Annotated in this window: 26 protein-coding genes; 8 read left to right on the top strand and 18 right to left on the bottom strand. The window is 73.2% G+C overall.

The genetic code is table 11. The annotated features are described in order from the left end of the window. Nucleotides 1-46: 46 nt before the first annotated feature. The gene (locus tag ASD06_RS10125) at nt 47-955 is read right to left on the bottom strand and encodes a PhzF family phenazine biosynthesis protein (RefSeq protein ID WP_056676658.1); all 909 of its coding nucleotides are present in this window, start codon (nt 953-955) and stop codon (nt 47-49) included. Between the two features lie 34 nt (nt 956-989). Here ASD06_RS10125 and ASD06_RS10120 point away from each other — a divergent pair, with 34 nt between their 5' ends. Genes ASD06_RS10120 through ASD06_RS10110 form a run of 3 tightly spaced genes read left to right on the top strand, consistent with a single transcriptional unit; the run spans nt 990 to nt 4,839 of the window. Further along, the gene (locus ASD06_RS10120) at nt 990-2,282 is read left to right on the top strand and encodes a magnesium transporter MgtE N-terminal domain-containing protein (protein WP_235502300.1); all 1,293 of its coding nucleotides are present in this window, start codon (nt 990-992) and stop codon (nt 2,280-2,282) included. Beyond that, nucleotides 2,272-2,838, top strand: a complete 567-nt coding sequence (locus ASD06_RS10115; RefSeq protein WP_056676651.1) for a DUF1003 domain-containing protein — start codon at nt 2,272-2,274, stop codon at nt 2,836-2,838. Before ASD06_RS10120 ends, ASD06_RS10115 begins: the two co-directional genes overlap by 11 nt. A gap of 39 nt (nt 2,839-2,877) precedes the next feature. Then, nucleotides 2,878-4,839, top strand: a complete 1,962-nt coding sequence (locus tag ASD06_RS10110) for an ATPase, T2SS/T4P/T4SS family (RefSeq protein ID WP_082537920.1) — start codon at nt 2,878-2,880, stop codon at nt 4,837-4,839. A 28-nt stretch (nt 4,840-4,867) separates the two neighbouring features. On the opposite strand, the gene ASD06_RS10105 is transcribed toward ASD06_RS10110, so the two are convergent. Then, complete coding sequence (locus tag ASD06_RS10105) at nt 4,868-5,392, bottom strand: MarR family winged helix-turn-helix transcriptional regulator (protein ID WP_056677133.1); 525 nt, start codon at nt 5,390-5,392, stop codon at nt 4,868-4,870. A gap of 173 nt (nt 5,393-5,565) precedes the next feature. Here ASD06_RS10105 and ASD06_RS10100 point away from each other — a divergent pair, with 173 nt between their 5' ends. Next, nucleotides 5,566-6,699: an Mrp/NBP35 family ATP-binding protein gene (locus ASD06_RS10100; protein WP_056676647.1), complete on the top strand. Its 1,134-nt coding sequence runs from the start codon at nt 5,566-5,568 to the stop codon at nt 6,697-6,699. A 21-nt stretch (nt 6,700-6,720) separates the two neighbouring features. Here the strand turns inward: ASD06_RS10100 and ASD06_RS10095 are convergent, their stop codons facing one another. From ASD06_RS10095 to sigE, 4 genes are all read right to left on the bottom strand, one after another. Then, nucleotides 6,721-7,122 carry a twin-arginine translocase TatA/TatE family subunit gene (locus ASD06_RS10095; RefSeq protein WP_056676644.1) on the bottom strand — a complete coding sequence of 134 codons (402 nt, stop codon included), beginning with the start codon at nt 7,120-7,122 and terminating at the stop codon, nt 6,721-6,723. Nucleotides 7,123-7,149: 27 nt separating this feature from the next. Continuing rightward, nucleotides 7,150-8,592 carry a S1C family serine protease gene (locus ASD06_RS10090; RefSeq protein ID WP_082537919.1) on the bottom strand — a complete coding sequence of 481 codons (1,443 nt, stop codon included), beginning with the start codon at nt 8,590-8,592 and terminating at the stop codon, nt 7,150-7,152. A 102-nt stretch (nt 8,593-8,694) separates the two neighbouring features. Beyond that, nucleotides 8,695-9,423, bottom strand: coding sequence for a zf-HC2 domain-containing protein (locus tag ASD06_RS10085; protein WP_056676641.1), 729 nt, complete (start codon nt 9,421-9,423; stop codon nt 8,695-8,697). Then, nucleotides 9,420-10,019 carry an RNA polymerase sigma factor SigE gene (sigE, locus tag ASD06_RS10080; RefSeq protein ID WP_235502299.1) on the bottom strand — a complete coding sequence of 200 codons (600 nt, stop codon included), beginning with the start codon at nt 10,017-10,019 and terminating at the stop codon, nt 9,420-9,422. The genes ASD06_RS10085 and sigE overlap by 4 nt, the downstream gene beginning before the upstream one ends. A gap of 184 nt (nt 10,020-10,203) precedes the next feature. Between sigE and ASD06_RS10075 the strand changes: the two genes are divergently transcribed. Beyond that, nucleotides 10,204-10,836: an O-methyltransferase gene (locus tag ASD06_RS10075; protein ID WP_056676634.1), complete on the top strand. Its 633-nt coding sequence runs from the start codon at nt 10,204-10,206 to the stop codon at nt 10,834-10,836. Nucleotides 10,837-10,927: 91 nt separating this feature from the next. Here ASD06_RS10075 and ASD06_RS10070 read toward each other — a convergent pair whose 3' ends face one another. The 3 genes from ASD06_RS10070 to ASD06_RS18525 form a co-directional block, all read right to left on the bottom strand. Continuing rightward, nucleotides 10,928-11,275 (bottom strand): hypothetical protein, encoded by a 348-nt coding sequence (locus ASD06_RS10070; protein WP_056676632.1) that lies wholly within the window; start codon nt 11,273-11,275, stop codon nt 10,928-10,930. Nucleotides 11,276-11,301: 26 nt separating this feature from the next. Next, the gene (locus ASD06_RS10065) at nt 11,302-12,807 is read right to left on the bottom strand and encodes a M17 family metallopeptidase (protein WP_200942034.1); all 1,506 of its coding nucleotides are present in this window, start codon (nt 12,805-12,807) and stop codon (nt 11,302-11,304) included. 186 nt (nt 12,808-12,993) lie between these two features. After that, nucleotides 12,994-13,161 (bottom strand): DUF3117 domain-containing protein, encoded by a 168-nt coding sequence (locus ASD06_RS18525; protein ID WP_082537918.1) that lies wholly within the window; start codon nt 13,159-13,161, stop codon nt 12,994-12,996. Between the two features lie 180 nt (nt 13,162-13,341). Between ASD06_RS18525 and ASD06_RS10060 the strand changes: the two genes are divergently transcribed. Continuing rightward, a complete protein-coding gene (locus ASD06_RS10060; protein ID WP_200942032.1) occupies nt 13,342-14,190 on the top strand; it encodes an enoyl-CoA hydratase-related protein in 849 nt (282 codons plus the stop codon). Between the two features lie 3 nt (nt 14,191-14,193). Here the strand turns inward: ASD06_RS10060 and ASD06_RS10055 are convergent, their stop codons facing one another. From ASD06_RS10055 to dapE, 7 genes are read right to left on the bottom strand one after another with little or no spacing between them, the layout of a single operon-like run. After that, a complete protein-coding gene (locus ASD06_RS10055) occupies nt 14,194-15,399 on the bottom strand; it encodes a hypothetical protein (RefSeq protein WP_056676629.1) in 1,206 nt (401 codons plus the stop codon). After that, nucleotides 15,396-15,974, bottom strand: coding sequence for a DNA-3-methyladenine glycosylase I (locus tag ASD06_RS10050; protein WP_056676626.1), 579 nt, complete (start codon nt 15,972-15,974; stop codon nt 15,396-15,398). The genes ASD06_RS10055 and ASD06_RS10050 overlap by 4 nt, the downstream gene beginning before the upstream one ends. Further along, entirely contained in the window at nt 15,971-16,426 is a 456-nt protein-coding gene (locus tag ASD06_RS10045) for an SRPBCC family protein (protein ID WP_056676623.1), read from the bottom strand. The genes ASD06_RS10050 and ASD06_RS10045 overlap by 4 nt, the downstream gene beginning before the upstream one ends. After that, complete coding sequence (locus tag ASD06_RS10040) at nt 16,426-16,701, bottom strand: DivIVA domain-containing protein (protein WP_056676620.1); 276 nt, start codon at nt 16,699-16,701, stop codon at nt 16,426-16,428. Before ASD06_RS10040 ends, ASD06_RS10045 begins: the two co-directional genes overlap by 1 nt. 59 nt (nt 16,702-16,760) lie before the next feature. Continuing rightward, nucleotides 16,761-16,994 (bottom strand): hypothetical protein, encoded by a 234-nt coding sequence (locus ASD06_RS10035; RefSeq protein ID WP_056676618.1) that lies wholly within the window; start codon nt 16,992-16,994, stop codon nt 16,761-16,763. Between the two features lie 9 nt (nt 16,995-17,003). After that, nucleotides 17,004-17,789, bottom strand: a complete 786-nt coding sequence (locus tag ASD06_RS10030) for a TIGR00730 family Rossman fold protein (RefSeq protein ID WP_056676615.1) — start codon at nt 17,787-17,789, stop codon at nt 17,004-17,006. Nucleotides 17,790-17,799: 10 nt separating this feature from the next. Then, on the bottom strand, nt 17,800-18,879 hold the full coding sequence (dapE, locus tag ASD06_RS10025) for a succinyl-diaminopimelate desuccinylase (RefSeq protein WP_056676611.1): 1,080 nt from the start codon (nt 18,877-18,879) through the stop codon (nt 17,800-17,802). A gap of 57 nt (nt 18,880-18,936) precedes the next feature. On the opposite strand from dapE, the gene dapD reads away from it, so the two are divergent. Both dapD and ASD06_RS10015 read left to right on the top strand, forming a co-directional pair. Continuing rightward, nucleotides 18,937-19,890, top strand: coding sequence for a 2,3,4,5-tetrahydropyridine-2,6-dicarboxylate N-succinyltransferase (gene dapD, locus ASD06_RS10020; protein ID WP_056676609.1), 954 nt, complete (start codon nt 18,937-18,939; stop codon nt 19,888-19,890). A 9-nt stretch (nt 19,891-19,899) separates the two neighbouring features. Next, complete coding sequence (locus tag ASD06_RS10015) at nt 19,900-20,772, top strand: hypothetical protein (RefSeq protein ID WP_082537942.1); 873 nt, start codon at nt 19,900-19,902, stop codon at nt 20,770-20,772. A 98-nt stretch (nt 20,773-20,870) separates the two neighbouring features. Here ASD06_RS10015 and ASD06_RS10010 read toward each other — a convergent pair whose 3' ends face one another. Together ASD06_RS10010 and ASD06_RS10005 are read right to left on the bottom strand one after the other, a co-directional pair. Continuing rightward, entirely contained in the window at nt 20,871-21,785 is a 915-nt protein-coding gene (locus ASD06_RS10010; RefSeq protein WP_056676603.1) for an aldose 1-epimerase family protein, read from the bottom strand. 7 nt (nt 21,786-21,792) lie between these two features. Beyond that, nucleotides 21,793-23,079, bottom strand: a complete 1,287-nt coding sequence (locus ASD06_RS10005) for a citrate synthase (protein WP_056676598.1) — start codon at nt 23,077-23,079, stop codon at nt 21,793-21,795. Nucleotides 23,080-23,157: the final 78 nt, after the last annotated feature.

Below are 23,157 nucleotides of genomic sequence, written 5' to 3'. Positions count from 1 at the left end.
AACGCCCTCCTGGAACCGGCTCCTGGCGGGTATCTGCGCAACCAGGTCAGCCGGGGCGGGCGATGGCGCCGCGCGCGACCGGGACGACGAACCCGGCCACCTCGCACCGGACGGCTCGCCCGTCCAGGGCCTCCACCGCGCACCACAGAGCCGACGGCCGTCCGATCTGCGCACCCTGCCGGACGTCGTACTGCGTCCGCCCGTCGGGCAGCAGCCCGGCCGCCACCAGCGCCGCACTGAGCCCGAGGGCGGCCGAGCCGGTGGCCGGGTCCTCCGGCACGCCGATGTCGTCGGCGAAGACCCGCACGTGCGCCCTGTCGCCCTCCCACGCCGCGACGACGATCCCCCCGAGCGGCCCGGTCAGCTCCTCGCGCAGCAGCGCCCCCGCGCGCCGCAGCCCGGGCACGTCGGCGACGCACCGCGCCACGGCGTCCGGCCGCACGAGCAGGTAGCAGAAGTCGAGGCCGGTGCCGGCGACCCGCGTGGGCGGCCCGGCCAAGTCGGACGCCGCCAGTCCCACCGCGGCCAGCGCGGCCAGCGCGGCCTCTGCGTCCACCGGCTCGCTCACCCGAGGCTCTCCCCCGGTGAGCCGCACTCGCCCGTCGCCGTCGAAGCTCACCGGCATGGTGCCCGCAGCGCAGCTCTGCTGCAGCGCATCGGCCGTCACCATCCGCCGCCGCCGCAGCGCCCACGCCGCCCCCAGCGACGGGTGACCAGCGAAGGGCAGCTCGGTCACCGGCGTGAAGATCCGCAGGTCGTAGGCGCCGTCGCCGCGCGCCGTCGGGAACGCGGTCTCGGACAGGTTGAACTCTCGCGCCAGTGCCTGCAGCGCCTGCGCGCTCAGCCCGTCGGTGCCGTGCACCACCGCCAGCGGGTTGCCCGCGAACGCGCGGTCGCTGAACACGTCGACGACGTCGTACTCGAGCTCGTACCCCTCGCGGTCAGCGTCCTGCACGCCCCGCAGAGTATGCGGCGCTAGCCTGACCCGCGTGAGCGGCGCACCTTCACGGGTCTTCATCGCGCGCATGTCCGGCCTCGCCGTCTTCGATCCCCACGGCGACCAGGTGGGCCGGGTGCGCGATGTCGTCGTCGTGTTCCGCACCGGGCGCCTCGCCCCGCTCGCGGTCGGCCTGGTGGTCGAGGTGCCTGGACGCCGCCGCGTGTTCCTGCCGATGACGCGCGTCACGAGCATCGACGGCGGCCAGGTGATCATGACCGGCGTCGTCAACATGCGCCGGTTCGAGCAGCGGCCCAGCGAGACGCTCGTGCTCGCCGAGCTGCTCGACCGAGCCGTCACGCTGCGCGACGGCACGGGCCAGGTGGTCGTCGAGGACGTCGCCATGACCCAGCTGCGCACCCGCGACTGGGTGGTGAGCAAGGTCTTCGTGCGGCGCGCCGAGCACCACCGCGGTCTCGGTGGGCGGCTGCGCCGGCGCGGCGAGAGCTTCCTCGTCGACGCCGACCAGGTCACCGGCCTGTCGATCGAGGGCACCGGCCAGGGGGCGGCGAACCTGCTGGCCACCTTCGGCTCCCTCAAGCCCGCCGACATCGCCGACGTGATCCACGACCTGTCACCCAAGCGCCGCGTCGAGGTCGCCGCGGCCCTGGGCGACGAGCAGCTGGCCGACGTGCTCGAGGAGCTGCCCGAGGACGACCAGGTCGAGATCCTCACCCAGCTCGAGAACAAGCGCGCCGCCGACGTCCTCGAGGCCATGGAGCCGGACGACGCCGCTGACCTGCTCTCCGAGCTGCCCGCCGACACCGCCGAGCAGCTGCTCGGCCTGATGGAGCCGGAGGAGGCAGCCCCGCTGCGGCGCCTGCTCAGCTACGACGAGGACACCGCGGGTGGTCTCATGACCAGCGAGCCGGTGATCCTCGGGCCTGACGCCACCATCGCGGAGGCACTGGCCGTCGTCCGACGCGCCGAGCTCAGCCCGGCGCTCGCCGCGAGCGTGTTCGTGTGCCGGCCGCCGCTCGAGACGCCCACCGGCCGCTACCTGGGCCTCGTGCACATCCAGCGCATGCTGCGCGAGCCCCCCCACGTCCCGGTGGGCGGCATCATCGACAAGGACATCGAGGCGCTCGGCCCCGGCACGACCCTGGCCCAGCTCACCCGCTACCTGGCGACGTACAACATGGTGAGCGCCCCCATCGTCGACGACGACGGTCACCTGCTCGGCGCCGTGACGGTCGACGACGTCCTCGACCACCTGCTGCCGGAGGACTGGCGCGACGAGGACGACGGCACGGACCCGGCGCGGGCGGTGCGCCATGGCGCGTGAGCGCAGCCGCACCCCGCGGCTGGACCAGCCGCGCGAGAGCCGCCGGACGCTGATCGCGCGGCCGCAGGTCGACCCAGAGACCTTCGCGCGGTTCGCGGAGCGCTTCGCGCGCTTCATGGGAACCGCCCGGTTCCTCGTCTACATGACGGGGTTCGTCGTGCTCTGGCTGGCGTGGAACACGTTCGCCCCGGCGTCCGTGCAGTTCGACCCGCGCGCGCTGAACTACACGCTCCTGACGCTGATCCTGTCGCTGCAGGCGTCGTACGCCGCCCCGCTGATCCTGCTCGCGCAGAACCGCCAGGACGACCGAGATCGCGTGCTCGGCGAGCAGGACCGCGCCCGAGACGAGCGGGGCCTCGCCGACACCGAGTACCTCACCCGCGAGGTCGCGGCCCTGCGCATCGCGCTGCGCGAGGTCGCCACGCGGGACTTCGTGCGCTCCGAGCTGCGGGCGGTGCTCGACGAGCTCGAGGAGCGCGACCGCGCCGCCGCGGGCTCCGCGCCTGACACCGACGACCTCCCAGCGGCCGACACGGAGCCAGCCGATCGCGGCTGAGCGCTTCACCCGAACGGTGCTTGTGCCGATGCAGGGTGCATGTCGTCGATGTCGCCGTCCTCGCCTGCCCTGAACGTGCCGCAGCAGCCCGTGGCCGGCGCGGCCCCGTTCACCGCGCGACCGCTGGACGTCGAGGAGGTCGGCGCCCGCCGCCGCCGGCTCGGCGAGGTGCTCATCGACGAGCAGCTGATCACCGCCGCGCAGCTCGAGGCGGCCCTGCAGGCTCAGCGCAGCACCGACGGCCCGCGCCGCCGCCTCGGCCAGGTCGTCGCCGACCTCGGCTACGCCACCGAGCGCGAGGTCGCCGAGGCCCTCGCCACGCACCTCGGCCTGGAGTCCGCCGACCTGTCGCGCATCGTGCCGGCGCCCGACGTCGTCCGGATGCTGCCGCGCGCCGTGGCCGACCGCACCGGCGTCCTGCTGCTCGACCGCCACCCCGAGGGCGGCCTGATCGTCGCGACGTCCGACCCCACGAACGTGCTCGCGCTCGACGACGTGAAGATGTACACCCGCGCGCCCGAGCTGTACGTCGTCGTGGCGCCCGCCACGCAGATCAAGGACCACCTCGCCCGCGCGTGGTCGCTGGCCGCCGACGACTCGGTGACCATGATCGCCGACGAGGTGCAGGAGACGGCGAGCGCCGACGAGCTGCAGAGCGCCACGGGGTCGACGGACGACGCCCCGATCGTCAAGCTGGTCAACCAGGTGCTCGCCGACGCCGCTCGCCTGCGCGCGTCCGACATCCACATCGAGATGCAGCGCGACGGGCTGCGCATCCGCTACCGCGTCGACGGCCTGCTGCGCGACGTCATGACCGCACCCAAGCGCCTCGGCCCGTCGGTGGTCAGCCGCGTCAAGATCATGTCCGGCCTCGACATCGCCGAGCGGCGGGTGCCGCAGGACGGCCGCAGCCGCATCGTCGTCGACGGCCAGGCCATCGACACCCGCGTGAGCACCCTGCCCTCGCTGCACGGCGAGAAGATCGTGGTGCGTCTGCTCACCCGGGCCGACAACGTGCCCTCGCTGGCCTCGCTCGGTTTCGAGCCCGAGCAGCTCCAGCTGTTCACGTCCGCGCTGTCGGTGCCGCAGGGCCTCGTGCTCATCACCGGCCCGACCGGATCGGGCAAGACGAACACGCTCTACGCGGCGATCCACGAGACGATGACGCCGGACAAGAACATCGTCACCCTCGAGGACCCCATCGAGGTGCAGCTGCCCGGCATCACGCAGGTGCAGGTCAACCTCAAGTCGGGCATGACGTTCGACGCCGGCCTGCGCTCGATCCTGCGCCAGGACCCCGACATCGTCCTCGTCGGCGAGGTGCGTGACGCGCTGACCGCAGAGCTGGCGCTCAAGGCCTCGCTCACCGGTCACCTGGTGCTCACGACCCTGCACACCAACTCCGCCGTCGCCGCGCTGACCCGCCTGGTCGACATGGGCGTCGAGCCGTTCCTCGTGGCGTCGTCGCTGACCGCCGCGGTGGCCCAGCGCCTGGTGCGCAAGCCCTGCGACTCGTGCGCAGAGGGCTACATCCCGGACGAGGGGACGCTGGCGCTGCTCGGCCTGAGGATCGACGACATCCTCGACGCCACACCGCTCAAGGGCGCCGGGTGCCCCGACTGCGGCGGCACCGGCTACCGCGGGCGCACCGCCGTCTACGAGGTGCTCGAGGTCGACAACGCCATGCGCACGGTGCTGATGACCTCGGCCACCGAGGCGGCGGTGGGAGCCCAGGCTCGCGCCGTCGGCATGATGACGCTGCGCGCCTCGGCGCTGGAGAAGGCCAAGCGCGGCGAGACGACGTTCGAAGAGGCCGTGCGCGTCACCCACGCCGACCACACGGGCGGCAAGCACTGCCCGTCGTGCGAGCGTGGCGTGGAGTCCGGCATGCTGGCCTGCCCCTGGTGCGGGGTCTCGCTCGACAGCAGCTGCGGCTCGTGCGGCCGTCAGCTCGACCCCGAGTGGAAGCTCTGCCCCTGGTGCCGGACGCCGGCCTCCTAGCCGCCTAACCGACTAGCCGCCTAACCGACTAGCCGCAGCCCTCGCCGTCCTCGCCTCCCGGCGACCCGTCGCTGTCGGCCAGGCGAGCGCTGGCCGCACCCCAGGCCTGCAGCTCCTCGACGGAGAGCCGGTCGACGACGTACCGCGTGATGCCGTCGAGGTGCGTCGGCGAGGCGGCCTTGAGCCGCTCGAAGCCCGCGTCGGTGAGCACCGCGAGCACCCCGCGGGCGTCCTGCGGGTCGGCCTCACGTCGCACGTGACCGTCGCGGACCATGCGGTCGACCAGGCGGGTGACACCGCTGCGCGAGAGCAGCACCCGGCTCGCGAGGTCGGTCATCCGCAGGCGGTGACCCGGCGCCTCCACGAGCTGCACCATGACGTCGTAGACGGCCAGGGGCACGCCGTGCCCCGCCATCAGGTCGGCTTCGAGCCGGCGGACGACCGTCGCGTGCGCTCGCAGGAAGGCCCGCCAGGCGAACAGCTCGTCGTCCGCGGGCCGGCGCCGCACCGGCTGGGTGTCGAGGCGGTCGATGACGTCGCCTTCTGCACTCATCGAGTCTGCGGTCGTGCGTGAGGTCCCCGGGTCCACGACCGCCACCTTAGGGGAACCTCACCGCGCACCGGGACAGATCCGGTCAGTCGGTGAGCAACTGAGGCATTGCGGCGTTCAAGGGGCCGTCCGACCCTGCGCGGGAAGGGTCGGTGGTCGGCGCCTAGCATCGGGGCATGGCACTGCCCACCCAGGACGAGTTCCTCGCCGCGCTGTCGAGCGTCAACGACCCCGAGATCAACAAGCCCATCACCGAGCTGGGCATGGTGCGCGACGTGGTCGTGTCCGACGACGGGTTGGTGACCGTCGGGGTGTTCCTCACGGTCTCGGGCTGCCCGCTCAAGGAGACCATCACCCGCGACGTCACCGCGGCTGTCGGAGCGCTCGAGGGCGTGCGTGAGGTCAAGGTCGACCTCGACGTCATGTCCGACGACCAGCGCCGAGCGCTGCGCGAGCAGCTGCGCGGCGGCCAGGCCGAGCGCGAGGTGCCGTTCGCCAAGGCCGGGTCGCTGACGCGCGTGTACGCGGTGGCGTCCGGCAAGGGCGGCGTCGGCAAGTCGTCGGTCACCGTGAACCTCGCCGCGGCGATGGCGGCCGACGGACTGCGGGTCGGCGTGGTCGACGCCGACATCTACGGCTTCTCGGTGCCGCGCATGCTCGGCGTCGAGCAGCGGCCGACCCAGGTCGACGACATGATCCTGCCGCCGCAGTCGCTGGGCGTGAAGGTCATCTCGATCGGCATGTTCGTGCCCGCCAACCAGCCGGTGGTGTGGCGCGGCCCGATGCTGCACCGCGCGCTGCAGCAGTTCCTGTCCGACGTCTTCTGGGGCGACCTCGACGTCCTGCTGCTCGACCTGCCGCCCGGCACCGGCGACATCGCCATCTCGGTGGCCCAGCTCATCCCGAACGCCGAGATCCTCGTGGTCACCACGCCGCAGCGCGCGGCCGCCGAGGTGGCCGAGCGCGCCGGCGCGATCGCGCTGCAGACGCACCAGCAGATCGTCGGCGTGATCGAGAACATGTCGTGGCTCGAGCAGCCCGACGGCTCGCGCGTCGAGCTCTTCGGTGCCGGTGGTGGCCAGGCCGTCGCCGACTCCCTGACCCGTTCGGTGGGCGCGCCGGTGCCGCTGCTCGGGCAGGTCCCCCTCGATGTCGCGCTGCGCGAGGGCGGCGACTCCGGCGCGCCGGTGGTGCTCTCCGCACCCGACTCGGCTGCGGCCGTGGCGCTGCGCGGCGTGGCGCGCACGCTGAGCCGGCGGGCGCGTGGGCTGTCGGGCCGCTCGCTCGGCCTCACTCCCACCGGCCGCTAGCCACGCGCCGGCCCGCGCCGGTCAGGTCGCGTCGGCGTCGAAGGCACTCGACGGCGCCGTGCCCCGTGGTGAGGCCGCACCCTCGGACGACGTCAGGTCGCTGGTGTCATCGGCGGCCTGCATGCGCGCCGTGGGCTGCTTGACGTCGTTCAGCCCGAACGGGTCGTCGTCGCCGTCCAGCAGGGCCTCGCGCACGATCCGCCGCGGGTCGTACTGCCGCGGGTCCAGGGCCTTCCAGTCGACGTCGTCGAACTCCTCGCCCATCTCGGTGCGCACCTGCTCGCGAGCGCGGACGGCGAAGCCGCGCGCCTCGCGCACTAGTCGGCCCAGCTGCTGGGCGTACTGCGGCAGCCGCTCAGGGCCGAGCACGACGAGCGCGACCACCACGAGGATGAGGAACTCGCCGCCGTTGATGTCGAACACGACTCCATCATCCCCCCTGGCGCCGGGTCAGTCGCTGGAGGCCTGCAAAGTCATCTTCACCGTGCGCTCCTTGCCACCCGACCGCACGGTCAGCGTGACCACGTCCCCGGGCGCCTGCGAGCGGATCGCGACCACGAGCGCGTCGGAGTCGCTCATCGGGCGGCCGTTGAACTTCGTGATCACGTCACCTGGCTTGATGCCCGCCTTGTCGGCGGGGCCGCCCGGGCTCACCGGGGGTTGACCCGCCTGCGACTCACTGGCCACGCGCACGCCCTCACCGGTGTAGGTGCGGTCGAGCAGCACGCCGATGATCGGGTGCTCGGCCTTGCCGGTCTGGATGAGCTGCTCGACCGTGCGGCGCGCCTGCTGGCTCGGGATGGCGAAGCCGAGGCCGATGTTGCCCGACTGCCCGCCGAGGGCGCCCGTGCCGGGCACGCGCGCGATGGCGGAGTTGACGGCGATCACCTGGCCCTGCAGGTTCACCAGCGGGCCGCCGGAGTTGCCGGGGTTGATCGCGGCGTCGGTCTGGATCGCGTTGATGAAGGCGGGCGCGGAGTCGCTCTCACCCGCCGACACCGGCCGGTTGAGCGCGCTGACGATGCCGGTGGTCACCGTGCCCTGCAGGCCGAGCGGCGCGCCGATCGCGATGACCTCGTCGCCCACCACGACCGAGTCGGAGTCGCCGAACTCCAGCGCCGGGAGGCCGGTGCGGGCCACCTTCAACGCCGCCAGGTCGTACGACGCGTCGGAGCCGACGACCTTGGCCGGCTCGTGCGAGCCGTCGGGGAACACCACCGTGATGGTGCCGCCGCCCTTCGCCCCCGCGACGACGTGGTTGTTGGTGACGATGTAGCCGTCGGAGCGGATCACGAAGCCCGAGCCGGTGCCTGCGCCGTCCGCGCCACGCACCTCGATCGACACGACGCTGGGCAGCACCTTCTGCGCCACGCCCGCGATCGACGACGACGACCGCGACGTCGTGCCCGGCGTGGGCGTCGGCAGCGACACCGAGCGGTTGGGCTGGCCGAGCCCGGCGCGTGCCGACCACCAGCCCCCGGCCGCTCCCCCGAGCAGGCCGGCCACCAGCGCCAGCAACACGGCGCCGGCGACGATCGCTGCGACGGGCAGGCGGGAGGGCTCGGGTGCCGGGCGTCCGAGGCCGTCGCCGGGCGTCTGCCAGCTCACCGGGACGACGGCCGTGTCGCCGTACGGGTGCGGCACGCCGTGGGCCGCGGGGCCGTACGGAGGCTGCGGCTGGGGCTGCGGCTGGGGCTGCGGCTGGGGCTGGGGCTGGGGCTGCGGCTGCGGCGCGTCGTGCGGGGACGGCACCGGCGGGTCGGGCTCACCAGGGTGACCGGGCGTCCACCACTGCGGCTCGTGCGGCTGGTCCGGCTGCTGCGGCTGGTCCGGCTGCTGCGGCTGGTGCGGCTCCTCACGCGACGGCGCGTCACCGGACGGCGGCTGGCTCATCGAGGCTCCTTCACGCGGCACGCACCCCCACGGCGTGGGACGGTCGCCCACGATCCTTCCCTATCCCCCGCGGCGCTGCGCGACGGCCCCGGACGCACGGGCTCAGTGCCCGGCGAGCGCCACGACGGCCTGGTGGGCGACGACGCCGCGCGCGGCGGGCGCGTCGAAGCGGTCGGCCGCGGTACCCCAGCCGCCCCCGGTGCGCGCCGACGGCATGACCGGCACGAAGCCGGCGTTGAGCACGCTGCCGCCGGCGAACCCGCCGCCCGGCTGCAGTCGCGGCGAGGGCTGCACGGTGAGCTGGGCGACCGGCGTCCGGGTGGTGGGTCCGGACGACGACGCGCCCGCCGTCAGCACGCCCGCGGCCACGAAGCCCATGCCCAGGGCGCCGGCGGCCACGACGAACGTGCGCGTGCGCCGGGCCCGCGCGCCGACGCCGGCCGGACGCCGCGAGCCGCCCGGCCGCGCGGTCGGGCCGGTGCCGGGAGAACCGGCGCGCGGCGGGTAGGTGGGAGGCGGGTAGGTGGGTGGCACGAGCGGCACCGGTGTGGGTCGTGGCATGCCCGGGCCGGGGCCGAAGCGCGGGGGCACCGGGTCCCCCGGCTCTCCCAGGGAGTACAGCGCGGCCATGAGCCCGGCCGACGGCTGGGGCTGGGGCAGCGAGTGCAGCCGCTCGATGGTCAGCCGCTCGACGTCGAGCGCGTCACGGCAGGCGCGGCAGGTGAGCGTGTGCGCGAGCGCGCGGTCGCGCACGTCGTCGCGCAGCGAGCCATCGGCCAGGGCCGAGACCCGCTCGCCGAGGCAGGGAGTCGAGGTGCTGCGGGAGATCACGACGCCCCCTCCCCGAGCTCGCTGAACGGTGCCGTGCCCTCGCTGGCCACCTCGGTGCCGGGGCGCCGGCGGTGGGCGAGGGCCTCGCGCAGCTGGGCGCGGCCGCGGTGGATGCGCGAGCGCACGGTGCCGAGCTTGACCCCCAGCGTGACCGCGACCTCCTCGTAGCTCAGACCCTCGATGTCGCACAGCACGACGGCGGCCCGGAACTGCGGGGCCAGGGCGTCGAGCGCGGCCTGCACGTCGTCGTCCAGGTGCGTGTCGTCGTACACGTGGGACGGGTCGGGCTCGCGGCCGGCGAGGCGGTCGTGCGCGTCGTCGGCGAGGGCGTCGAAGCGGATGCGCTTCTTGCGGCGCACGCCGTCGAGGAACAGGTTGGTGGTGATGCGGTGCAGCCAGCCCTCGAAGGTGCCGGGCGTGTACGACGACAGGCTGCGGAAGACCCGGACGAAGACCTCTTGCGTGAGGTCCTCGGCGTCGTGGACGTTGCCGGTGAGCCGGTAGGCGAGGCGGTAGACGCGGCCGGAGTGCTCGCGCACGACCTCCTCCCACGTCGGAGGAGTCCACGGGGCGCGCTCGGGTGAGGTCTCGCCCATGGCGTCACCTCCGGACCGAACGACGTTCAGCGTCCCTACCATGATCCCCTGTCTCGCCCCGATCACCGAATTGGCGGCCCGGTTGCCGCAGTCGACCGGTCAACGCTCCGGCCGGGTGCCCGGTTCCCGGCACTAGGGTGGTGGTCGCGGTTCGCACCATTCCTTCACGACCTGGGAGGTCGTCATCAGCGGTCAGAAGCCGGCCACGTGGGCTTACGCCGAGGCCTTCATCGCCGAGGACGACGTCATCGAGCGCGCCCGCGCGCGGGGCGAGGAGCTCGGCTGCACCCCGGTGAGCCCCGGCGTCGGCGCGGCCCTGCGGCTGCTGGCGGCGAGCCTGCCCGCGCGCTCGGTGGTCGAGATCGGCACCGGCGCGGGTGTCTCCGGCCTGTGGCTGCTGCAGGGCATGCCCGCCGACGGCGTGCTCACCACCATCGACGTCGAACCGGAGCACCAGCGCGCTGCGCGTGAGGCGTACGCGGAGGCCGGCGTGGCGAGCAACCGGGCGCGGGTCATCACGGGCCGGGCGCTCGACGTGCTGCCGCGCCTCACGGACGGCGCCTACGACCTCGTGCTCTGCGACGCGGCCAAGCCCGAGTACGACGACTACCTCGAGCAGGCGGTGCGGCTGCTGCGGCGCGGTGGCGTGGTGGCCTTCGACAACGCCCTGTGGCACGACAAGGTGGCCGACCCGGCGCAGCGCGACGAGACCACGACGGCGATCCGCGAGCTGGGCAAGCGGGTGCGCGCCGACGAGCGGCTCGTGCCCGCGCTGCTGCCCACCGGCGACGGCCTGCTGCTCGCCGTCGTCCGCTAGCCCAGCCGGCTCACCCGCAGTTACCCGCCGAAGTCCGGCTGTGCCGGCCCTGCGAGGGGTCTGCGCGCCGGTTCTTGGCGGGTATCTGCGGTCAGGCGGACGCCGGGCCGGGGCCGGCCGTGAAGCCCGCGCCACCCTCGGCGACGGCCACGACCTCGAACGGCTCGATGAGGGCCGGCGCGCTGCCGATCAGCTGCGATCCGGGGTTGTCAGCCCCGGTGCCGGCGAACTGCTCGGCGAACGCGTCGCGCGCCTGCGCCGTCGCCCACACGTAGGTGCCTTCGAACCACTCGCCCTCGCGCATCCGCCAGGTCTTGAAGGCCAGGCCGTCCATGCCGGTGAAGCGCGCCAGCGACGTCCCGCAGACGTACTCGCGCAGCTGCTGCGCGACGTCGGGGCCGGCGTCGGTCAGCGACCAGCGCACCGTGAGTCCGTGCATGAGAGCTCCTTCGCAGCAGGTGAGGGTCAGCGCAGCTTCTCGAGCCAGCGCACGATGAGCCGGACGCCGTAGCCGGTGCCGCCGCGACTGAGCACGCCCGCGTCGCGCTCGCTGCGGCCCGTACCGGCGATGTCGAGGTGCACCCAGCGCCGGTCGCCGACGAACTCGCGCAGGAACAGCGCCGCGATGATCGAGCCGCCGCCGACGCCCTTGACCGTGGCGATCTGGCACACGTCGGCGACGTCGGAGGCGATGGCCGAGCGGTAGTCGTCAGCCAGCGGCATGCGCCACACCCGCTCGTCGCTGGCCTCCCCGGCCTGCTCGAAGGCGGCGGCCAGCCGGTCGTCGTTCGCGTACAGCGCCGCGTGCGTGCGCCCGAGGCCCTGGGTCGCGGCGCCGGTGAGCGTGGCGATGTCGACCACCACGTCGGGGTCGAGGTGCTCGTCGGCGTAGGCGAGCGCGTCGGCCATCACCAGGCGGCCCTCGGCGTCGGTGTTGCGGATCTCGGTGGTGGTGCCGCCGTAGTGCCGGACGACGTCGCCGGGCCGGTACGACCCCGCGCCGATCGCGTTCTCGGCCAGCGGCAGCAGGCCGGTGACGCGGGCCCGCACCCCGAGCTGCGCGCATGCCTTGAGAACGGCGAGCACCACACCCGCGCCGGTCATGTCGGTCTTCATCGAGATCATCGACTCGCGCGGCTTGAGCGAGATGCCTCCGGTGTCGAAGGTGATCCCCTTGCCCACGAGCACCACGTGCGGCGTGCGGGCGGTGGTCTCGGCCGGCGTGTAGCCGAGCTCGACGAGCCGCGGTGGCCGCTGGGCAGCCCCTCCGACGGCCAGCAGGCCACCGAAGCCCTGGTCGCGCAGCTGCTTGTGGTCGCGCACGGTGCAGGTGAGCCCCACCTCGGCGGCGACCCGACGCGCCCTGCCGGCCACCCACGCCGGGCCCTTGGTGGACGACGGCGTCTGGGCGAGGTCGCGGGCCAGCACGGCCGCCTCGGCCACGACGAGCGCCTGCTCGAGGTCTGCGGTGGCCACCCGGCCCACGACGTCGACGCGGCGCAGCGGCGGACGCGGGCCCTCGGACACCCCTGAGCGCGGCGGTGTGTACGAGCCCAGCACGAACCCCTCGACCATGGCGCGGGCCTGCGCGCTGCCCGCCGACCCGAGCGTGGTGACCATCCGGTCGAGCCCGCGGTGCTGACGCGCGAGCGCCGCGGCCGCGAGGCGCACCGACGACGCCTCGCCGCGTCCCACGCCGACGAGCACCACCCGCTCGACGTTCGGGGACGTCGGACCCGGCGCCCACGGCACGCGCACGACCTCCGCCTCCGCGCCACGGAAGCGCTCGCGCGTGAAGGTGGCCTCCAGGTCGACGCCCAGCAGGTGCGCGACCTCGACGACGCCGACCGTGGCCTGCGGACCGTCGTCCCCGCTGCCCACGGGCAGAGCCAGGACGTCGACCGGCCCACCGCCGTCACGCACGACGTCGGCCAGCTTGCCGCCAGCCGCTCTGATGCGGGGAGCGCGCACCACGCCTCCTTCACGCCTCGGTTTCACGCCTCGATCTGATGCTTCAGCTTCATGCTTCGTCGCCCGGGTCGGCCCGCTGCGGGCCGGTGCTGGGACGCCTCCGACCCTATGACCTTCCCCTGGACGCACGACCGGGCCCCTCCCCGCGAGGGGAGGGGCCCGGTCGGAGGGCGTGAACCCGTCGGCTCAGGCGGTCGCACCCTTGAGCGCGTCACCGAGCGCGTTGGCCTCGTCGGGGGTCATCTCGACCACCAGCCGGCCGCCGCCGTCAAGCGGCATGCGCATGACGATGTCGCGACCTTCCTTGGTCACCTCGAGCGGACCGTCCCCAGTCCTGGGCTTCATGGCGGCCATTCGCCGACCCCTTTCGCTGTTCGCGGACGCCGCTGACCGCCAGGGTGGTGAGCGGTCACGGCGAGTAGCCAGGGCCTAGTATCCCGCGTGATCGCCGTGGGTGGAAATCGTGATCACTCCACCCGCCGTGATCATGCACGCCGGACCACCCGACGACCCCCGACGACGAGGACCGTGACCGTGAGCGACGCCACCAGCCAGCCTGCCGAGCAGCAGCCCCCCGCTGCTCCCGTCGAGACCGTCCGCGACGGTGCGGTGGCCACGATCCGCCTGCTGCGGCCCGAGGCGATGAACTCCCTCGACCGCGCCACCAAGGTGGCGCTGCTGGGGGCGCTGCAGAGCGTCGCCGACGACCCCGAGGTGCGCGCCGTCGTCCTCACCGGCACCGGCCGCGCCTTCAGCGCCGGTCAGGACCTGCGCGAGCACGTGGCCGACCTGCGCGCCGCCGGCTCCGGCGACGACGCGTCGTCGTTCGCCCTCGGCTCCACCGTGCGCGAGCACTACAACCCCATCGCGACGCTCATCGCGACCATGCCCAAGCCCGTGATCGCCGCGGTGAACGGCGTCGCGGCGGGCGCCGGGGCGTCGTTCGCGTTCGCCGCCGACGTGCGGCTCGTGGCCGAGAGCGGCGGCTTCAACCTCGCGTTCAGCGCCATCGCGCTGTCGTGCGACTCCGGGTCGTCGTGGTGGCTGCCGCGCCTCGTCGGCGTCGCCAAGGCCAAGGACCTCCTGCTGTTCCCGCGCACCGTGCGCGCGCAGGAGGCCCTCGAGCTGGGCCTGGCCACCCGCGTCGTGCCGGACGACGAGCTGCCGGCCGCGGCGGCCGAGCTGGCCCAGCAGCTGGCCGCCGGGCCGACGCTGGCCTACGCCTCGATCCGCCGGGCCGTCGTCTTCTCGGCGACCCACGACCTCGCCGAGTCGCTGGAGCACGAGGCGCAGCTGATGGACCTCACGGGCGCCAGCGGCGACCACCAGCGCGCGGTCGAGGCGTTCGTGGCCAAGCAGCCGCCGACCTTCCTGGGCCGCTGAGCCTCACGGCGGGAAGTCGGTGGGCGGGTGGAAGAGCAGCAGGTCGTCGATCCAGTGCACCTGCCACCACAGGCCGACGAGGGCGAGCGCGGCCAGCAGCCACCGTGAGCGCAGCGCGGCGGCCACGATCGCCCACAGCGGGAACAGCATCAGCAGGTACCGGAAGGTGCTGGTCCACGGCTCGGTGACCGCCAGCAGGTAGGCGGGGTAGGCGAGGGTCCAGGCCTGCAGCTCGGGGCCTACCCGGCGTCCCCACGGCGAGAGCACGACGGCCACGAGCACCACGGCGCCGAGCGCGAGGTACCACGGGCCGCGGTCGCCCCACAGCAGCCGGGCGATGCCGAGCGCCTGGTGGAACGGCTGGACGACGCCCCCGCTGCGCCACGCCGCCTGGGTGCGCTCGTAGGCGTCGGCCGAGCCTACGGCCAGGCCGACCAGCGCGGGCCACAGCAGGCTCGACGCCGCGCTCAGCAGCCCGAGCCCGACCACCTGCAGCGCCTGCCCGGCCGGGAACGGCTCGCGGCCGCGGGCGCGGGCGCGGGCGCGCCACCGCACCACGAGGTGCACGAGCACGACCACGGCGAACGGCGCGACGATGGGTCGCGTGAGCGCCAGCGCCAGGACGGCGAGCGCCGACCAGCCGTAGCGCCGCTCGAGCAGCCACCAGGTGGCCAGCGCGAGCAGCAGCAGGGCCAGGCTCTCGCTGTAGCCGATCTGCAGCACCGGGGCCGCGGGGAAGGCGCAGAGGAGCACCGCACCCCACAGACCGACCCGACGACCGGCGACGCGCTGCAGCACCTTCATCACGACGTAGACGGCGCACGCGCCCAGCACCAGGTTGAGCGCGACCGCGGCGGGCGAGAACGGCAGGCCGGTGACGGCCATGACGGCCTTGACGGTGTACGGGAAGCCGGGGAAGAACGCCCAGGGGTTCTGCTGGACGTTGCCCAGCTGGTCGACGGGCAGGCCGTCGGGGTAGCCGCTCTCGGCGATGATCTTGTACCACTGCGCGTCCCAGAGCTGGGCCATGTCGAAGTAGTTCGAGTGCGGCCCCGTCCAGATGCTCGGTGCCTGCTCGGTGGCGGCACGCGCGATGAACACCGCGCCCCACACGCGCGTGGCGACGTACACGGCGAGGAGCTTCGCGACGTCCGGCAGGCCGCGCACGCGGGCGAGCGGACGGCTGGACGGACGGGTCGTGACGCTCATGCAGCGGTCACGTGGCAACCCTCGACGTGGTCGTCGACCAGTCCGCAGGCCTGCATGGCGGCGTAGGCGGTGGTGGGCCCGACGAACACGAAACCCTTGCGCTTCAACGCTTTGGACAGCGCGGTCGACTCCGGCGTGACGGCCGGGACGTCGCTCAGCGCCGGCAGGCGACGTGGCCGGCGGGCCGGCTGGTACGCCCACACGAGAGCGTCGAGCCCACCGTCGGCGCGCAGGTCGACGACGGCGCGTGCGTTCGTGACGGCAGCGCGGATCTTCGCGTGGTTGCGCACGATCGCCGCGTCGGCCATCAGTCGGGCGACGTCGTCGTCGTCGAAGCGGGCGACGACGTCGGCGTCGAAGCCGGCGAAGGCCGTGCGGAACGCCTCACGCTTGCGCAGGATGGTCAGCCACGAGAGGCCGGACTGGAACGCCTCCAACGTGATGCGCTCGAACAGCGCGCGCTCGCCGCGCACCTGCTGCCCCCACTCGGCGTCGTGGTAGGCGGTGTAGTCGGGGGTGCTGCCGGCCCAGGCGCAGCGCGCGAGGCCGTCGTCGCCGACGACCAGCGACGTCATGCGCGCTCGGCCTCGCGCGCCACCTTGCGCAGCATTGCCCCGAACGCCCGGGCGCCCGCCCAGCGGGTCACCGCGCCCGCGAACGGCAAGCGGCGCACACCTGCCACCTCGATGTCCTCCACCCACGTCAACCGGCACCGCGTGGCACCCACGGGCTCGACCACGAAGCCGGCCTCACCCAGCACGACCCGCCCGCTCTTGCGGACGGTGCAGCGGCCGGGCTCGACAGCCGTCGGCGGCTGCCAGAGGGTCACGGTCATGGGGTCGTCGAAACCCAGGGGGCCCACCGCCGTGCGGCCCACGAACGACGCTCCCACACCGTCCGGCCGCGCCGACGTCGTGCGCACGCGCGTGAGCGGCACCCAGCGGCCGTGCGAGGGCCAGTCGGTGAGCAGCGCCCACACCTGGTGCGCCGACGCGGCGACGTCGCGATCGACCCGCACCCGCGTCATCAGGCGTTCCGCAGCCGCTCGATCTCGGCGTCGCGCTCGGCCAGCGCGTTGCTGAGGCGGTCGAGCACCGCGTCGACCTCGTTCATGCGGTAGCCCCGCAGGCCCACCGAGAACCGCACGGCCGACACGTCGTCGACCGTGACCGGCCCGTCCGGCAGCGGCGCCTCGGGCACGCTGGACTCGGCGTCCGGCAGCCCTCCGCGGACGACGCCGGCCGCCACCGCGCCGACGCCCGCCACGACGGCGAGCACGATGAGGATCTGGAGCAGGGTCACGCGGTCATGGTGTCACGCGCTACCGACGGGCGGGACGAGCGACATCGAGGTCGTCGTCGTCAGCCTGCCGCTGCCGCCTGGCCCGCCGCGGGCACGAGGGCGGCACTGAGCGCGCGCACGAGCTCGGGCACGTCCTCGCTCGCCAGCCGCACCGTCGCGACGCACGTGGTGTCCTGCCAGATCGACAGCACGACGCGACCGGCCTCAGGGTGCGAGCTGACCCGCAGCGCCCGGCCCGCGGCGTCGCGCCCGAGCAGCACCGTGCCGCGGTGCGGCAGCGGCGAGACCGTCATGGCTCATGGTCACCCCGCGCTGCCGGCGGTGTCCACCGGTTCGACGCCGCTCGTCTCCCCCAAGCCGTCGTTGGCCTCGACGATCACCTGCACGGCGTACTCGACGTCGTCGGTCACGGTGAGCAGGTCGATGTCGCGCTCGTTCACCGTGCCGTGGTCGAGAGCCGCCTGGCGCATCCAGTCGATGAGCCCGCCCCAGTAGCTCGTGCCGAGCAGCACGATCGGGAAGCTCGTGACCTTGCGGGTCTGCACGAGCGTGAGCGCCTCGAACAGCTCGTCGCACGTGCCGAAGCCGCCCGGCAGCACCACGAACCCCTCGGCGTACTTCACGAACATCGTCTTGCGCGCGAAGAAGTACCGGAAGTTGATGCCGAGGTCGACGAACTCGTTCAGGCCCTGCTCGAAGGGCAGCTCGATGCCGAGGCCCACCGACACGCCGCCGGCTTCGGCCGCGCCGCGGTTGGCCGCCTCCATCGTGCCCGGGCCTCCGCCCGTGATCACGGCGTAGCCGGCCTCGGCCAGGCGCCGCCCCACCTCGACGCCCAGCTCGTACGTCGGAGTGCCGGGCACCACGCGCGCCGACCCGAACACGCTCACCGCCCGACCGAGCTCGGCGAGAGCGCCGAAGCCCTCGACGAACTCGCTCTGGATGCGCATGACCCGCCACGGGTCCTCGTGCACCCAGCTGGTCGAGCCGCGCGTGTCGAGCAGGTGCTGGTCGGTGGTGCTTCCGGGTACGAGGTGCCCGCGCAGGGTCACCGGGCCCTGGCGGTACGACCGCTGCTCGCTCGTCATGCCCCGAACGCTATGCCAGCCAGGCGGTGAGCGCCTGCAGGCACCGGCGCACCTCCTCGCCGTTCACGAACTCGTCATCGGCGTGCGCCTTCAGGGGGTCGCCGGGGCCGTAGTTCACGGCGGGCACGTCGAGCTCGCTGAAGCGCGCGACGTCGGTCCAGCCGTACTTCGGCAGCGGCTCGGCACCGATGGCCTCCACGAACGCGCGCGCCATCGGGCGGTCGAGTCCGGGCCGCGCCCCGCCGGCCGCGTCCGTGACGACGACCTCGTAGCCGGTGAACAGCTCACGCAGGTGCTTCTCGGCGACCGCGACGTCCTTGCTCGGCGCGAAGCGGTAGTTCACCGTGACGACGCAGCGGTCGGGGATCACGTTGCCCGCCACGCCGCCCTCGATGCGCACCGCGCCCAGGCTCTCGCGGTAGACCAGACCGTCGACCTCGACCTCCTGCGGCTCGTAGGCCGTGAGCCGCCCCAGCAGCACGGCCGCCTCGTGGATCGCGTTGTGCCCCATCCAGGCCCGCGCCGAGTGGGCGGCCTTGCCGGTGGCCGTCACCTCGACCCGGATGGTGCCGTTGCAGCCACCCTCGATCCCTGCCGACGTCGGCTCGAGCAGCACCGCGAAGTCGGCGGCCAGCAGCTCGGGTGACGTCCGCGCGATGCGGCCGAGGCCGTTGCGCGCCGACTCGACCTCCTCGCCGTCGTAGAACACGAACGTGACGTCGCGGTTGGGCTCGCGCACGGTGGCCGCGAGCGCGAGCTGGACGGCGACGCCGCCCTTCATGTCGACGGTGCCGCGCCCGATGAGGCGCTCACCCTCGACGCGCACCGGCAGGTTCGGCGTCGACGCGAGCGGCACGGTGTCGAGGTGACCGGCGAGCAGGACGCGTTCGGCCCGGCCGAGCTGGGTCCGCGCGATGACGGCGTCACCGTCGCGCAGCACCTCGAGGTGGCCGAGCCCGCGCAGGGCCGCCTCGACGGCATCGGCGATCGGCCCCTCGTGTCCGCTGACCGACTCGATGTCGCACAGCGCGCGGGTCAGCTCGACGACGTCGAGGGAGTCGGCGGACAGGTCGATGAGGGGCGCGCTCATGGGCACCGACCCTAGCCACGACCGGACCACCCAGCCCACCCAACTACCCTGGAGCCCATGACCGACACGCGAGCCGCCTGGGCCCACGGACTGGCCACCTCCACCGACGACGGCACCGTCCTCGACGTCTGGTACCCCACGCCGGCGCTGGGCGCGGCGCCACAGCCCGCCTCGCCGCACGACGTGCCGGCCGAGCTGGCCGCGCTCGAGGGCCAGGACCCTGCCCGCGGCGTGCGGCTGCACGTCGTGCGCACCGAGATCGACCTCGACGCCGCACCGGCCGACCCCGCTGACGCCTACCTGCGTCTGCACCTGCTCTCGCACCGGCTGGTGCAGCCTCACGGCCTCAACCTCGACGGCCTGTTCGGGGTGCTCACCAACGTCGTGTGGACGTCGGCCGGGCCCTGCGCCGTCGAGGGCTTCGAGGCGACGCGGATGCGCCTCATGGCCACTCACGGTCGCGTCACCGTGTACGGCATCGACAAGTTCCCGCGCATGGTCGACTACGTCGTCCCCTCCGGGGTGCGCATCGCCGACGCCGACCGCGTGCGCCTCGGCGCCCACCTGGCCAGCGGCACGACGGTGATGCACGAGGGCTTCGTGAACTTCAACGCCGGCACGCTCGGCACCTCGATGGTCGAGGGGCGCATCGTGGCCGGCGTCGTCGTCGGCGACGGCACGGACGTCGGGGGTGGCGCGTCGATCATCGGCACGCTCTCGGGTGGTGGCAAGGACGTCGTGTCGGTGGGCGAGCGCTGCCTGCTGGGCGCCAACTCCGGCATCGGCATCAGCCTCGGTGACGACTGCGTGGTCGAGGCGGGCCTGTACGTCACCGCGGGCACGAAGGTCACCGTCGTCGACGGCGAGCACGCCGGCACGGTCGTCAAGGCACGCGAGCTGTCGGGCACCTCGAACATGCTGCTGCGGCGCAACTCCACCACGGGTCGGGTCGAGATGGTGGCCCGCCCGGGCACCACGGTCGAGCTCAACGCCGTGCTGCACGCCAACTAGGTGCCGCTCGTGAGGTTGTCGCACCGCGGCCGGCTGGTGCTGAACTCGGTGCTCGCCCTGGCCACCGTGGGTGTCGCGCTGGTCGTGGTGCTCGGCTGGAAGTCCGCGACCCGCCCGTTCCAGCCGGCCGCGTGCCAGGCCACCGCGGCGGGGTCGACGTTCCAGGTCTCGCCCGAGCAGATGGCCAACGCGGCCACGATCGCGGGCATCGCCGTCAAACGGCACCTGCCGGCCCGGGCGGCGACCATCGCGCTGGCCACGGCGCGCCAGGAGTCGAAGTTCATCAACGTCGACTACGGCGACCGCGACTCCCTCGGCCTGTTCCAGCAGCGCCCCTCCCAGGGCTGGGGCACGCCGGCCCAGGTGCGCGATCCCGTCCACGCCACCAACGCCTTCTACGACGCCCTCGTGAAGGTGCACGGCTACCAGTCGATGGAGATCACGAAGGTGGCCCAGAAGGTGCAGCGCAGCGCCTACCCCGAGGCCTACGCCGACCACGAGCCGGAGGGGCGGGTGCTCGCGTCCGCGCTCACCGGCCACTCGACCGCCGCGCTGACCTGCCGCCTCGGTGACGGCTTTCGTCCCGGCGGCGCGACCGGACTGAAGCGCTACGAGCAGGCCCTGCCGCACGAGCAGGCCCCGGTGCGCGTCAGCCGGATCGCCGGCGTGACCGGCGTGCGGCTCGCGGTCACCGACCCGACGCTGGCGTGGTCGCTGGCCCAGTGGTCGGTGGGGTCGGCCGAGCGCTTCGGCGTCACGCGGGTCTACGTCGACGGGCGCGTCTGGGACCACCGCAGGCCCGACGACGGCTGGCGCGCGTCACCGGAGGGCGGCCGAGGCGTCGTCGTCCTGTTCACCGACGCCGACCTCCCCCGCCCCTGACCTCTCCCCCCAGCTGGCAAATTCTTGGGAACTTGTACGTCTGAAGGGGTTCAGGCGTACAAGTTCTTGGGATTTTGCCGCAGGGCGCCGGGGGCGCATCAGAGGAGGGTGGCGCCCCAGGTGGCGGACGTCGAGGCGCCCGGCTCGAGGGCGATGACGCGGTCGCCGGTGGCGAAGGCGTTGGGCGGGCATGTCATGGGCTCGACGCCGACGCCGGTGCGACGACGCTGCGGCGAGAGCGTGTCACCGGTGAAGATCTCGAGCAGCGAGTACGCCTCGTCGACCCACAACCCGGCCGTGCGCCCGTCGGGCCCGGTGAGCTGCGCCCACGCCCGGCCGTCGGCGTCGCGCGTGAGGTCCTCGAAGGCGTAGTCGACCTCGAGGCCACCGAGGCGCCGAGGAGACCGGAAGTCGTAGTCGGTGCCCTCGACCGGCTCGGTGCCGGTAGGCAGCTGGCGCTCGTCGTCGGTCAGCACGCGCGTGACACCGTCGACGCGCAGCTCGCACTCGTCGACCCGCACGTCGGAGCCGGGCGAGAGGTAGGGGTGCTGGCCGATGCCGACCGGGCAGCGGGCCGAGCCGAGGTTCTGGGCGGTCGTCGTCACCTGCAGGCCGCCGTCACCGAGGCGGTACTCGACGCGTACGGCGAGGTCGAACGGATAGCCCTGCATCGGCTTGATGCGCAGCTCCATCGTCACGGCCGAGGCCTCGCGCTGCACCGCGTGCCAGCTGCGCCAGAGCCCGAAGCCGTGGATCGCGTTGTGCTTGTCGGGCTCGGTGAGCGCGCACTGGTACGTCGAGCCGTCGAACGCGTACTCGCCGTCCGCCAGCCGGTTCGGCCAGGGCACGAGCGGCTGGCCGTGGGCGCCGTCGCACATCGCGTCGAGCGGGTAGAACTGCAGCACCTCGCGGTCGCCGTCCCAGAAGCCTCGCAGGCCTCCACCGACCTCGACCACCACCGCGCGCAGGTCACCGTGGACGATCTCGTGCTGGGCTCCGGAGGGTGCGGTCATGGCGGCCTCAGCGAGCGTCGACGGGCCGGTAGGCGCGCTCGGTCTCGCCGACGTACAGCTGGCGCGGGCGGCCGATCTTCGTCTCGGGGTCGCTGATCATCTCGCGCCACTGCGCGATCCAGCCGGGCAGGCGGCCCAGGGCGAAGAGCACCGTGAACATCCGCGTCGGGAAGCCCATCGCCTTGTAGATCAGGCCGGTGTAGAAGTCGACGTTCGGGTAGAGCTTGCGCTCGACGAAGTAGTCGTCCTTGAGCGCGATCTCCTCCAGCCGCAGGGCGATCTCGAGCAGCTCGTCGCCCCCGGCGAGCTGCTGCAGCACCTGGTCGGCCGTCTTCTTGATGATCGCGGCGCGCGGGTCGTAGTTCTTGTAGACGCGGTGGCCGAACCCCATGAGACGGACGCCCGCCTCCTTGTTCTTCACCTTCGTCATGAAGCCGTCGACGTCGTCGTCGCTGTCGCGGATGCCCTCGAGCATCTCGAGGACGGCCTGGTTGGCACCACCGTGCAGGGGGCCGAAGAGCGCGTTGATGCCCGCGGAAACCGAGGCGAAGAGGTTGGCCTGACTCGAGCCCACCAGCCGCACCGTCGACGTCGAGCAGTTCTGCTCGTGGTCGGCGTGCAGGATGAACAGCTGGTCGAGCGCCCGGCTCAGCACCGGGTCGACCTCGTAGGGCTCGGCCGGGAAGCCGAACGTCATGCGCAGGAAGTTGTCGACGAGCCCGAGGTTGTTGTCGGGGTAGAGCATCGGCTGCCCGACGCTCTTCTTGTACGCGTACGCCGCGATCGTCGGCAGCTTCGCCAGCAGCCGCACCGTCGAGATCTCGACGTGCTCGGGGTCGAAGGGGTTGAGGCTGTCCTGGTAGAAGGTCGACAGCGCCGAGACGGCCGACGACAGCACCGGCATGGGGTGTGCGTCACGCGGGAAGCCCTCGAAGAAGCGCTTGAGCTCCTCGTGCAACAGCGTGTGCCGGCGGATGCGCTGGTCGAACTCCTCCAGCTCGGCGGTGGTGGGCAGCTCGCCGTAGATGAGCAGGTAGGTGGTCTCGAGGAAGGTGGACTTCTCGGCCAGCTGCTCGATCGGGTAACCGCGGTAGCGCAGGATCCCCTGGTCGCCGTCGATGTACGTGATGGCCGACCGGCAGGCTGCGGTGTTGACGAAGCCGGGGTCGAGGGTGACGTGGCCGGTCTGCTTCAGCAGCTGGGAGATGTTGTACGCGTCCTCGCCGTCCGTCGCCGCCTCCCCAGGGAAGGTCAGCTCGCCACCGGCGTGCTTGAGAGTCGCGTCGTCAGCCATGTCGTGTTCGCTCCTTCGTCCCTGCCGCACCGCACAATTCCTCCTGGACGCTACCGGGGGGTAGCGGGGGTCCACCAA

This window comes from Angustibacter sp. Root456 (assembly GCF_001426435.1).
Lineage (GTDB): Bacteria > Actinomycetota > Actinomycetes > Actinomycetales > Angustibacteraceae > Angustibacter.
Note: the sequence above shows the minus strand (reverse complement) of the source record. Positions and strands in the feature narration are given on the sequence as shown.